Source organism: Nocardia sp. CA-128927 (assembly GCF_050955855.1).
Classification (GTDB): Bacteria; Actinomycetota; Actinomycetes; order Mycobacteriales; family Mycobacteriaceae; genus Nocardia.
Map to the genome: position 1 here is coordinate 6667523 of NZ_CP192087.1, position 14248 is coordinate 6681770.

General features: G+C 67.1%; 2 protein-coding genes. Both read right to left on the bottom strand.

Going from position 1 to position 14248, the window contains the following annotated elements; all coding sequences use genetic code 11:
- Positions 1-13: 13 nt before the first annotated feature.
- The gene (locus tag ACQPW1_RS30570; protein ID WP_433665367.1) at positions 14-10837 is read right to left on the bottom strand and encodes an SDR family NAD(P)-dependent oxidoreductase; all 10824 of its coding nucleotides are present in this window, start codon (positions 10835-10837) and stop codon (positions 14-16) included.
- A complete protein-coding gene (locus ACQPW1_RS30575) occupies positions 10828-14169 on the bottom strand; it encodes an SDR family NAD(P)-dependent oxidoreductase (RefSeq protein ID WP_433665368.1) in 3342 nt (1113 codons plus the stop codon). Before ACQPW1_RS30575 ends, ACQPW1_RS30570 begins: the two co-directional genes overlap by 10 nt.
- Positions 14170-14248: the final 79 nt, after the last annotated feature.

The window sequence follows — 14248 nt, forward strand, 5'->3', positions numbered from 1 at the left end:
GTCATACTCCTCGTCATGCCTCGCCGAACTCGGCGTCGATCAGCTGGAAGACTTCGTCCGCGGTCGTGGCGGCTTCGATCTGTTCGCTTGTGCTGTGCCCGCCTGCGGTGATGGCGGCCAGCAGGGTGCGCAGACGCGCGGCCACCCGTTGCTGCTCGACGGCCGTAATCCCGGCGAGCATGTTTTCAAGCATGTTCAGTTCCTGCTCGATGGGCGGTTCCGCAGTGCTGCCGCCGATTTCGGAGAGCATCAGCTGTGCGACCGCGGCGGCGGTCGGATGGTCGAAGGCCAGCGTCGCGGGCAGCCGCAGACCGGTGGCCTGGGCGAGCCGGTTGCGCAACTCGACCACACCGAGCGAGTCCAGCCCGAACTCCTGGAACGCCCGGTCCGGGTCGATGGCAGCGGCTGAAGCGTGGCCGAGAACTGCCGCGACCTGCGCCTGCACCAACTCGAGCACTACCGGTCCCCGATCGGCCTCCGTCACACCCGCTAGCCGCTGCACCAACGACCCACCCACGGACTCGCTACCCCGCACAGGTATCCGCACCAGCCCACGCAGCAACGCAGGCAACATCCCCGCCCGCGCCTGCAACCGCCACGCAACCGGATCCAGTCGCACCGGCGCCAACAACGCCGCATCCAATTCCAGTGCCTGATCGAATAATTCGAGCCCGAGCTCAGCCGAAAGCGCGCCGACACCCATCCGCTCCAGCCGTGCAAGATCGGCCTCGCCGAGTTCACCGGTCATACCGGTCGCATTCGCCCACAAACCCCACGCCAGCGAGGTCGCGGCCAACCCTTCGGCTCTGCGCTTGTACGCCAATGCATCTAATACCGCATTCGCCGCCGCGTAGTTCGCCTGCCCCGGACTGCCGATCAGCGCCGCCACCGAGGAGAACAATACGAACGCCGACAACCCCATCCCGTCGGTCAATTCGTGCAGATGCAACGCCGCATCCACCTTCGGACGCATTACCCGCGCCAGCTGCTCTGGCGAAAGCGACTCCACCACAACGTCTTCCAGCACACCCGCCGCATGTACCACCGCGGTCAACGGATGCTCCAACGACCCGAGCAGCCCCGCCAACTGATCCCGGTCCCCGACATCACACGCCTCGACCCGGGCCTGCGCACCGAGCGCCGCCAGATCAGCGACCAACTGACCCACACCATCCGCCGCCGGGCCGCGACGGCTCACCAACAGCAACCGCTTGGCACCGTGCCGCTCGACCAGATGTTTGGCGAACAACGCACCCAAACCACCTGTGCCACCGGTGATCAGAACCGTCCCATCCGCATCCAACGACCGAATCGCACCCGGTATGACCGCACCGACACGTCCGAGCCGTGGCGCCAGCAACCGACCCCCACGCACCGCCAACTGCGGCTCATCCACACCAACCAACGACCCCCAGTCCAGATCGCCACTGTCATCGACATCAACAAGCACAAACCGACCAGGATGTTCCGACTGAGCACTACGCACCAAACCCCACACCGAAGCCAACGCCACATCCGGCGCTTCCTCGCCCACGGCGATCGCGTTGCGGGTCACCACCACCAATCGCGCCTCGGTCAACCACGCACTGGCCAACCACCGCTGCACCAACGCCAACGCTTGTTCAGCAACCACCCGCACAGCCCCAGCCGCATCAGCCATCTGGGCCGGACTATCGACCGCGGCGACAACCACTCCCGGCACCACCGCACCCTCGATCAGCGCCCGCTCCAACACATCCAGATCCGCATAACGATCACCCGCCACAGCAAACTCACCTAAGACCGCCACCCGCACCGGCTTCGACGAACCCTCCGCGACCGCGACCCAGTCGACCCCGAACAACGAACTCGGCCGACTACGCCGCATCCCCTCGAGCTGGCCCTGTTCCACCGGCCGGAACACGAGCTTGTCCACACTCATCACCGGCTCGCCATCCGCACCGGCAATGTCGACCCGCAGTGCGGACTCACCCGCCGAGCCGATCCGCACCCGCACCCGCGTGAGCCCCGCCCGCCCGAGCCGCACCCCCGACCACGAGAACGGCAATCCCGCTGCGGACGAACCGCCCTGGTCGAGCAATCCGAATCCGCCGTGCAGCGCGGCATCGAATAACGCCGGATGCAGTCGGAACCCCGCACCACCGGCGGCCCGCTCCGAGTCGTCGGGCAACGCCACTTCGGCATAAACCTCGCTGCCCGCACTCCACGCCGCCCGCAGCCCTTGAAACATCGGACCGTAGTCGTAACCGGCCTCCGCCAACCGCGCATACAACGCGTCGACCGCTACCGGCACGGCCCCGACCGGCGGCCACTGCAACGGGAACGGCGCCGCCGGTTCCGCTGCCACAGCCAAACCCCCTCGGGCATGACAGATCGTCTCCTGCGGCTCGTCCGCACTACCGGTTTCCGGCCGGGTGAAGATCGCCAATTCGCGACGACTGCCCTCCGTAATCGGGCCCAACGTCACCTGGATCTGCCGCGTGACACCGTCCTCCAGGATCAGCGGCGCTTCGATGACCAATTCGTCGAGCACCGGGCAGCCCACCTCACGACCAGCCACCAGGGCCGATTCGACCAGTGCGGTGCCCGGTACCACTACCGTCCCGAACACCATGTGATCCCGGGTCCACGGCTGCCCGTCCGCCGAGATCCGCCCGGTGAACACCCACTCGTCTCGATCGCCCACCTGCACGGCAGCCGCCAGGATCGGATGCTCGACCCGACCGAGACCGGCCGCCGTCGCATCACCATTCCCGGCCCCCGGCGCCAGCCAAAACCGTTCGCGCTGAAAGGCATACGTCGGCAGTTCGACCTGCCGCGCACCGGATCCGGCGAACAGCATCGGCCAATCTACTGCGACACCGGCCACATGTGCCTCAGCCAACGACGTCACGAAGCGCTCCAGCCCGCCTTCGCCACGACGCAGCGACCCGACAACGCTCACCCGGGTTGCGCCGTCATGTGCCTGGACTGTTTCCTCGACCGCCATTGTCAACACCGGATGCGAAGAGACCTCCACAAAGCAGTTCGCGCCGCTGTCGACCAATGCCCGGACCGCGGACTCGAATCCGACTCTGCCGCGCAGATTCCCGTACCAATAGTTGGCATCCAGCGTCGACGTATCAATGAACCCACCGGTTGCCGTGGAGTAGAACGGAATTCGACCGGACATCGGAGCTATCGGTGTCAGTATCTCCAGCAGTTCGGCTTCGATCGCCTCCACCTGCGCTGAATGCGAGGCGTAATCCACGGCTACTCGCCGGGCCCGCACTCCGTCGCGGTCGCAGCTCGCCAGCAGCTCATCGAGTGCCTGCGGCTCACCGGCAACCACCACCGCCGCAGGACCATTCACGGCTGCGATCGAGACTCGTCCCGCATATGGCTCGATCAATTCCTCGACCCGGTCCACCGGCAAAGCGACCGACATCATTGCGCCGGAGCCGGACAATCGCTCACGCACCAGCCTGCTGCGCAGCGCCACGATCCGGACGGCGTCATCGAGCGATAGCCCACCCGCAACATAGGCGGCGGCGATTTCACCCTGCGAATGCCCGACGACCGCCATCGGTTCCACGCCGTACGAGCGCCACAACGCGGCCAGCGACACCATTACGGCAAACGAAGCGGGCTGCACCACGTCGACCCGCTCCAATGACGGCGCACCGGCGATCTCCCGCAGGACATCCTGAATCCGCCAGTCGACATATCGAGCCAACGCCTCACCGCACGCGGCGATCTCGGCAGCGAACACCGGCGAGGACGCCAGCAGTTCCACCGCCATGCCCGCCCACTGCGCGCCTTGCCCGGGGAATACGAATACCGCATTCCCACCGGCCATTTGCCCCTCTAGCGCATTCGCCGCGGGCTCAGCCGAAGCCAATGCCGCCAGCCCCGCCAGCAGATCCGCACGATCGTTGGCCACCACCGCCGCGCGATACTCCAACTGCGCCCGAGTGGTCGCCGCCGAGAGGCCGACATCCAGCAGCGAAATCTCTGGCCGCGCAAGCAGATACGTCCGTAAACGATCGGCCTGGGCCCGCAGCGCGGCGTCGGTCCGAGCGGACACCAGCACCGGCACCACCGACGGTCCACCGTGCTGATCCCGCGCGACCGGCTGCACCGCAGGCGCCTCTTCCAAGATCACGTGCGCGTTGGTGCCGCTCACACCGAACGACGAGACGCCAGCACGGCGCGGCCGTCCGTTGGGCGACCACTGCTGCGCCCGGGTCAGCAGCTCGACCCCGCCGGATTCCCAATCCACGTGCGGCGAAGGCGAATCCACGTGCAAGGTGGCGGGCAGCACCCCGTTGCGCAAGGCCATCACCATCTTGATCACACCGGCCACGCCGGCAGCGGCCGAGGTGTGCCCGATATTCGACTTGATCGATCCGAGCCACAGCGGACCGTCCGCTCGCTCACGACCGTAAGTCGCCAGTAGCGCCTGCGCCTCGATGGGATCACCGAGCTTGGTGCCGGTGCCGTGGCCTTCCACCGCGTCCACATCGGCCGCGGTCAGACCGGCGTTCACCAGCGCCTGCCGGATAACCCGTTCCTGCGCAGGACCATTCGGCGCGGTCAACCCATTGCTCGCGCCATCCTGATTCACCGCACTGCCGCGTACCACCGCGAGCACCCGATGACCATTGCGCACGGCATCCGAAAGCCGTTCCAGTACAACCACACCCACGCCGTCGCCGAATCCGGTCCCGTCCGCGGCCGCGGCGTACGCCTTGCAGCGCCCGTCCGGCGACACCGCCCGCTGCCTGCTGAATTCCGTCAGCGTGTACGGGCCGGACATCAGCGTCACGCCACCCGCCAGCGCCATCGAACATTCGCCCGAGCGCAACGCCTGCGAGGCCAGATGCAGCGCCACCATCGACGAGGAGCACGCCGTATCCAGTGACACCGAAGGCCCCTGCAACCCAAGGGTGTACGAGATCCGGCCGGACAGCACGCTGGCCGTCGTGCCGGTCAGCCGGTACCCCTCGAGTTCGGGCAGCGTCGAGCTGCCGTAGTCCGAGGTGACCGCACCGCAGAAAACGCCGGTCTCGGTGCCGCGCAACGAGGTCGGGTCGATACCGGCATGTTCGAACGCCTCCCACGCCGCCTCGAGGATCAGCCGCTGCTGCGGGTCCATCGCCAGCGCCTCACGCGGGCTGATCCCGAAGAATTCCGCGTCGAACTCGCCCGGCCGTTCCAGGAAGCCGCCGCCGGTCGTGTTCACCGACCACGGCTGGGTCGGATCCGGGTCGTACAGCCGCTCCACATCCCAGCCGCGATCGGTCGGCAGCCCCGACACCGCGTCGCGGCCCGACGCAACCAGTTCCCACAGCTCGTCCGGCGAGGTGACACCACCCGGATATCGGCAACTCATACCGACAATCGCCAGCGGCTCATCCACCCGCACCTGCCGCGAACGCACTGCTGGTCGCGAAACATCCACGACCCCGGCAACTTCGGTGCGAATCAACCGCGCAACCGCCACCGGCGTCGGATGATCGAAAATAAGGGTCGCGGGCAACCGCACACCAGTCACCTGGGTCAACCGGTTACGCAACTCGACCGCGCTCAGCGAGTCGAATCCGAGATCCTTGAAAGCCCGTTCGGAACCGACCGCCGCCGCCGAAGCATGTCCGAGGACAGCCGCGACCTGCGCCTGCACCAACTCGAGCACCACCCGATCCCGATCGGACTCCGCCACCTCGGCGAGCCGCTGCGCCAGCGACCCACCCGCGGCGGCACGGCGGGCGGGCGCAGGCGCCAGCCCCCGCAGCAGCGCGGGCAGCATGCCCGCCCGCGCCTGCACCCGCAGGGCGGCGAGATCCAACCGCACCGGCGCCAACAGCGGCGCATCCAATTCGAGTGCCTGGTCGAACAATTCGAGCCCGAGCTCGGCCGACAACGCACCGACGCCCATCCGCTCCAGCCGGGCGAGATCGGCCTCGTCGAGGTCACCCGCCATACCGCGCGCATCGGCCCACAGGCCCCACGCCAGCGAGGTCGCGGGCAGCCCAGCGGCGCGTCGCTGGTGTGCGAGCGCGTCCAGGGCAGCATTGGCGGCCGCGTAGTTCGCCTGACCGGGACTGCCGATCAACGCGGCCACCGACGAAAACAGCACGAACGCCGACAAGTCCATGCCCGCGGTCAGCTCGTGCAGGTGCAGTGCCGCATCGAGTTTCGGCTGCAGCACCCGCGCCAGCTGCTCCGGCGAAAGCGTCTCCACCACACCGTCATCCAGCACACCCGCAGCATGAATCACGGCGGTCAACCGATGTTGCAGAGACCCGATCAAGTCAGCCAACTGCGCACCGTCGGACACATCGCACGCCGCGACCTGTGCCGCGCAGCCCAAGCCGGCCAACTCCTCGACCAATTCGTCGACACCGTCGGCCGCGGAGCCACGCCTGCTCACCAACAGCAGACGCCGCGCACCGCGCGCACCGGCCAGATGCCGCGCGAACACCGCACCCAAACCGCCGGTGCCACCGGTGATCAACACGATCCCATCCGGGTCGAACGGCTGCGGCGTACGCGACGCCGCCAGATCAGCGCGCCCGAGCCGCGGTGCCAGCAACCGACCGTCTCGGATGGCCAACTGCGGCTCGTCCGCACCGATCAGCACGCCCCAGTCCGGCTCAACTGCCGCTGGGCCGTCGAGATCGACGAGCACGAACCGTCCCGGATGCTCGGACTGGGCACTGTGCACCAGCCCCCAGACCGAAGCCTGCGCAATGTCGGGCACTTCCGCACCAACAACAACTGCGTTGCGGGTGACCACCACAAGCCTGGCGTCCGTTAGCCATTCGCTCGCCAGCCACCGCTGCACCAAATGCAGCGCACGCCCGGCAACCAACCGCGCTGTCGCCGCCGCGCCCGCCGCAGGTGATTCTGGCGTCGCTTCGCTTGCACCCGGCTGCGCATCGATCTCGGCAACGACCACCGACGGCACCGCGGCACCGCCGGCGACGGCACGTTCCAAAGCGTCCAGGTCGGCGCAGTAGTTTTCGCCAACCTTCTCGCCCGCACCGAGCAGCGCGACCCGCGCCTGACCGGTATCCGTCCCGTGGTCGCTGCGCGCATCGTGCTCCGCCGCCACCGCGTCCCAACCGAGGCTGAACAGCGAATGTTGCCGACCGCGAGCACCTTCGAGCTGTGCCTGCTCGACCGGGCGGACAACGATAGAACGCACCGAAACGACTGCGGTTCCGTACTCGTCGACCGCATCGAGTCGCAGCGAGGAATCGCTGGTCACGACGGAGCGCACGCGCAGCCGGGATACGCCGAGGCTGGCGAGGCGCACGCCTGCCCAGCTGAATGGCATCTTATGGCTGCTGTCATCGCGGCCGGTCAGCAGAATGACGCCGCTCTGCAGCGCCGCGTCGAACAGAGCGGGATGGATTCCGAACCCGGCACCATCACCGTTGTCCGGCAGTTCCACTTCGGCATAGGTTTCCTCGCCGTTGCGCCAGGCGGCCCGAACCCCCTGGAAGACAGGCCCGTAGTCGTAGCCGAGGTCGGTCAGGCGAGCGTAGAGCGCGTCGATCGCGAGCGGCTGCGCACCTTCGGGCGGCCACTCGGTGGGCCACGCAACCTCAACCTCAGCCTCGGCCTCAGCCTCAGCCTCAGCCTCAGCCTCGAGCCTGCCGCGCGCATGGCACGTCACATCCCGCTCGCCCTCGGGCCCAACGGTTTCCGGTCGTGAGTAGATCGCTACTTCCCGGCAGCCGTCCGCATCGCTCTCGCCGACCGTAACCTGCAACTGCCGGGCGATCCCGGCTGCCAAAAGCAACGGCGCTTCCAGCACCAGCTCGGCGAGGACCGGACTCGCGGTCAGCCGACCGGCGGCCAGCGCGAGCTCGACCAGCCCGGTGCCCGGGACGACAATGTTGCCGAGGAGCATATGCTCGGCAACCCAGGGCTGGGTATCGGTCGACAGACGGCCGGTGAACAGCCACTCGTCGCGATCGCCGACGGAAACCGCGGCCGACAGCAGCGGATGCGCCACCCGGCCCAACCCGGCCGCCGACGCGTCCGCGACCCCGCTGTTCGGCGACAGCCAAAACCGTTCCCGCTGAAACGCATACGTCGGCAAACCCACCCGCTGCGCACCAGTCCCGGCATAGAACACCGACCAATCCACCCCGACCCCAGCCACCTGCACCTGACCGAGAAACCCAGCAAATGCCGCCAACTCCCGCTGACGAGCACGCAACGCCGCCACCAACACCACATCGTCATACTCATCGAGTGTCTGACGCGCCATCGCCGTCAACACCGCGTCCGGGCCCAACTCCAAGAACCGACGCACACCCAAACCATGCAGAGTCCGTATCCCATCAGCGAACCGCACCGCGGCTCGAACATGAGCGACCCAATACTCAGGATCGGCCAACTCCGAAGACACCAGTTTGCCGGTCACGTTCGACACGATCGGGATCCGCGGCTCGCTGAAGCGCAATCCTTCAGCCACCCGCCGGAACTCCGCCAGCATCGGCTCCATCCGCAGTGAGTGGAACGCATGGCTGACGCGCAACCGCGACGTCTTTCGATGCTGCCACCGTGGCAGCCATTCCTCCACCGCATCCGCATCACCAGACACCACCACCGCACGCGGACCATTCACCGCCGCGATCTCCAACCGACCCCCGAAATCGGCAAGCGAGACAACAACTTCAGCTTCCTCAGCCTCCACCGCAACCATCGCACCACCAGCAGGCAGACCACCCATCAACCGACCACGCGAAACAACCAACACACACGCATCCGCCAGCGACAACACCCCCGCCACATGCGCGGCCGCGAGTTCACCGACCGAATGCCCGATCAAGTAATCCGCTCGCACACCCAACGACTCGACCAACCGGAACAACGCCACCTCAACCGCGAACAACGCCACCTGCGTGAACTCCGTCGCATCCAGCAGCGCCGCTTCCTCGGAACCCTCAGTAGCAGTTAACAATTCGCGCAACGAACGACCCAGCAGCGGATCCAACTCGACACACACCGCGGCCAAGGCTTCAGCGAACCGCGGGAACACCTCCGCCAGCTCAACACCCATCCGTGCCCGCTGCGCACCCTGACCGGTGAACAGGAACGCCGTCTTCCCACCCACCGAACATCCCTGGAACACACCAGCCCCTGGCTCGGCCGCAGCGAGTGCAGCCAACCCGGTCAACAATTCGGCACGATCCTCAGCCACCACCACCGCGCGATGCTCCAGCAACGCCCGCGACGTCACCTCCGAAAACCCGACATCCGCCAACGAAACATCCGGCCGCGCAACCAAATACGAACGCAAACGCAACGCCTGCGCACACAACGCCACCTCACTGCGAGCCGAAAGAAGCACCGGCACCACACCCGCCGCTCGCTCCGGAACCGTCAGCAGCGCAATATCTTCGACCGATACCCGACCCTCGACCGCTGCGTCGTCGAGCCGTTCGCCGCCGGTCGGCGCCTCCTCCAAGATCACATGCGCATTCGTGCCACTGACACCGAACGACGACACCCCGGCGCGCCGCGGCCGCCCATTCGAGGCCCACTCCTGTGCCTCGGTGAGCAGCTCGACCTCGCCCGAATCCCAATCCACGTGGGGCGAAGGCGAATCCACGTGCAAGGTGGCGGGCAGCACCCCGTGCCGCATCGCCATCACCATCTTGATCACACCCGCAACACCCGCCGCCGCCGAGGTGTGCCCGATATTCGACTTGATCGACCCCAACCGCAGCGGGCCGCCAACGCGTTCGCGCCCATAGGTCGCGAGCAGCGCCCGCACCTCGATCGGATCACCGAGTTGCGTACCGGTGCCATGACCTTCGACCGCGTCGATCTCGGCCGCACTCAAGCCGGCGCTCGCCAATGCCTGCCGGATAACCCGCTCCTGCGATGGACCGTTCGGTGCGGTCAATCCGTTACTCGCCCCGTCCTGGTTGATCGCGCTGCCGCGGATCAACCCCAGGACGGGCCGCCCGTTGCGCTGCGCATCCGAAAGCCGTTCCAGCACGAGCAAACCCAGTCCATCGGCGAACCCGGTCCCATTCGCCGCCGCCGAGTACGCTTTACATCTTCCGTCCGGCGCGAGTCCCCGCTGCCTGCTGAACTCGATGAACAAGAACGGTCCCGCAAGGACGGTCACGCCACCGACCAGCGCCAGTGAACATTCGCCCGCCCGTAAAGCCTTGGCCGCCAGATGAATCGCCACCAGCGACGACGAGCACGCCGTATCCACGGTGACGGCAGGCCCTTCCAGACCGAGGCTGTAGGCGACCCGGCCCGACACCACACTGCCCTGGGTTCCGGTCAGCCGGAACCCTTCCAGTTCCGGCAGCATCGCGCCGCCGTAGTCCGATGTCACCGCGCCGGTGAAAACACCGGTATCGCTGCCGCGCAATGATGTTGGATCGATCCCCGCGTCCTCGAACGCCTCCCACGCCGCCTCGAGCAGCAACCGCTGCGCCGGATCGATCGCCAGCGCCTCGCGGGGGCTGATACCGAAGAAGTCCGCGTCGAAGTCACCGACACCGTCGATGAAGCCGCCCGCGGTCGCCGACACTGTCCCGAGCTGATCGGGATCCGCGTCGTAGAGCCGCTCCAGATCCCAGCCGCGATCACTCGGCAACGGCGACATCACGTCGCGACCTGTCGCCACCAGTTCCCACAGCTCGTCGGGCGAGGTAACACCGCCCGGGTACCGGCAGCTCATACCCACAATGGCCAGCGGCTCGGTATCGCGTTCCTCGAGCTCGCGCACGCGACGGTTCGCGGTGCGCAGCTCCGTGGTCACCCTCCGCAGGTAAGTACGGAGCTTCTGCTCGTCCGTGTTTTCGGTCATGCCGATCCGAGCTCCTTGTCGATCAGTTCGAACATCTCGTTGTCCGACGCCACATCGAAGTCGTCGACCTCGTCGTCCGCATCGTCTGGATGGCCGTTGGTTCCGCTGAGTACGGTCCGCAGCCGGTTGCTGAGATAGCGCAGCCGCGGCTCGATTTCGGCGAGCCGCTCTTCGTCGCCGGCCACCGTGATCAGTAGTGCTTCGAGCTTCTGCAGTTCCTCGTCGAACGGTGAGCGGCTGCCCGCTTCTAGGCCGCCGCCAAGGTCGGTGTAAAGCAGGCGGGCGACCTCCACCGGGGTCGGGTAGTCGAAAACCAGGGTTGCGGGCAGTCGCAGGCCGGTAGCTTGGGTGAGCCGGTTACGCAGCTCGACGGCGGCCAGCGAGTCGAATCCAAGTTCCTTGAAAGCCCTTTCGGGGTCGACCGCGGCACCGGACGTGTGCCCTAGGACAGCCGCGACCTGCGCCTGCACCACCTCGAGCACCATCTGCTCACGATCGGATTCCGCAACGCCGGCCAGCCGCTGGGTCAATGACCCGCCGGTACTGGTGGATTCGGTGCGGCGGGCCGGTGCACGCACCAGGCCGCGCAGCAACGCGGGCAGTATGCCCGCGCTCGCCTGGGTCCGCAGTACGGCCAGATCGAGTCGTACCGGCACCAGCAAGGCCGCGTCCAGTCCGAGGGACTGATCGAACAGGTCGAGCCCGAGCTCAGTCGACAATGCGCCGACACCGGTTCGCTCCAACCGCGCGATGTCGGCTTCATCGAGTTCCCCGGTCATGCCGGTCGCATCCGCCCACAAGCCCCACGCCAGCGAGGTACCGACCAGCCCTTCGGCACGTCGCTTATGCGCGAGTGCGTCGAGGGCGGAGTTCGCCGCGGCATAGTTCGCCTGCCCCGGCGTGCCCAATTGTGCTGCGGCAGAAGAGAACAGTACGAATGCCGACAATTCCGCGTCCGCAGTCAGCTCGTGCAGGTTCCACGCGGCGTCGACCTTGGGACGCATCACCCGCGCCATCTGCTCCGGGGTCAACGACTCGATCACGCCGTCGTCGAGTACACCCGCCGCATGCACCACCGCCGTGAGCGGCTGCTCCAGTGAATTCAGCAGCGCCGCAAGCTGATCCCGATCCGACACATCGCACGCCTCGACTCGCGCTCGCGCACCGAGCGCGTCGAGATCGGCAACCAGCTCGGCCACACCCGCGGCTTCGGCGCCACGGCGACTCACCAACAGCAGGTGCTTGGCGCCGTGCCGCTCGGCCAGATGTTTGGCCAGCACCGCACCCAAACCGCCGGTGCCACCGGTGATCAGGATCGTCGCGTCCGTATCCAGCGGCGCCGGAACCGTCAACACGACCTTGCCGATATTGCGGCCCTCGCGAAGGAAGCGGAACGCCGCGGGACCGCGGCGTACGTCCCACGTCCGGATCGGTGCGGATTCGAGCACGCCCCGTTCGAACAATGCGGTGATCTCACCCAGCATCTGCTGGATCCGGTCCAGTCCCGCCGCCGACAAGAGGTCGTAGGCCCGGTACAACACCCCCGGATGCGCTCGTGCGATCACCTCCGGATCGCGGATGTCGGTCTTGCCCATCTCCAGGAACCGGCCGCCGCGTGGCAGCAATTCCAGTGTCGCATCAACAAATTCACCCGCGAGCGAATCCAGCACCACATCGAAACCGGCACCGCCGGTCACTTCCAGAAACCGCTCACGGAACGCGAGATCACGCGAGGAGGCGATTCGATCATCGGGAATGCCGAGGGCGCGCACCGCATCCCACTTCGACGGGCTCGCGGTCGCGAACACCTGCGCACCGAGGTGTTTGGCCAGCTGCACCGCGGCCATGCCGACACCACCGGCCGCCGCGTGCACCAGCAGGCGCTCGCCGGCGCGCAGGTCGGCGAGATCGACCAACCCGTAGTACGCGGTCAGGTACACCACCGGCACCGCTGCCGCCTCAGTGAACGAAAGGCAGGACGGCATCGGTACTACCGCCCGGCGATCCGCTACCGCAACCGGCCCGAAGGCCTCGGTGATCAGCCCCAGCACGCGGTCGCCCGGCACGAGATCGGTGACGTCCGAACCGACCTCGAGGACGACGCCCGCAGCCTCACTGCCCAATGGCGCATCACCCGGATACATCCCGAGCGCGATCAGTACGTCACGGAAGTTCAAGCCCGCGGCCCGTATCCCGATCCGCACTTCACCGACCCCCAGCGCCCGGCCACCGTCGGACGGCACAATTGCCAGGTCTTCCAGGGATCCCTTCCTGCCGATCGACAGCCGCCACATATCTCCGGCCGACGTCACCGGAACATGACCGAATCTCGGTGCCAGCAAACGACTCTCACGCACCGCCAACTGCGGTTCGTCGAGGTCGATCAGCGACCCCCACTCCAGGGCACCACCGCTAGCGACTGCTTGCAGGTTGGTCGAAATGGCACTGTCGTCGAGGTCGACCAGCACGAACCGTCCCGGATGTTCGGACTGCACGCTGCGCAGCAAGCCCCACACCGGTGCCGACGCCACATCGGGTGCTTCCTCGCCAACGGCGATCGCGTTGTGGGTTACCACGACCAATCGCGCCTCGGTCAACCACGCACTGGCCAGCCACCGCTGCACCAATTCCAGCATCCGAACGGCGGCCGCGCGCGCGGCCTCGGCACATACCGAAGCCCCGGTCAGGACCAAAACCTCATGGGGGACAGCACCACCATCGGCAAGCACCACATCCGGCACTTCCGCGCCATCGGCAATTGCCTGTTCCAGTGCGTCTAGATCGGCATAACGCGTACCGGGAGCAGCCAATTCGCCGATGACCGCGATCCGCGCCGTCTTCGACGGCGCAGCCGTGACCGCGGCCCACTCGACCTGGAACAGTGAGTTCCGCTTGCCGCGCTGCCCGCTCTGCAGCTGCGACGGCTCCAATGGGCGGACGGCGAGAGCATCGACTGCCACGACCGTCGCTCCGGTCTCATCGACCATATCGATGCGAAGCGCGGACTCCCCCGCCGAGCCGATGCGCACCCTCGCCCGTGAAACCCCGGTCCGTCCGATCCGCACTCCCGACCACGAAAACGGCAGATCCACAGTCGATCCCGCTTCTTTGCTCAGCATGGCGCCGTGCAGTGCGGCATCGAACAGCGCCGGATGGATCCCGAATCCAGCGGCTCCGGTGTCCTGCGGCAGTGCCACCTCGGCGTAGACCTCACTGCCGTCGCGCCATACCGCTTGCACGCCTTGGAACAGTGGCCCGTAGTCAAGGCCGATATCGGCCAGCCGCGCGTAGAGCGCTTCCACACCAACAGCTTCGGCACCGGTCGGCGGCCACTGCATCGGGAATGGCGTCGAGGGCCCCTCGGTCGTCGCCAGCGAGCCGCGCCCATGACATATCGCCTCGCGCTGTTCGTCCGCA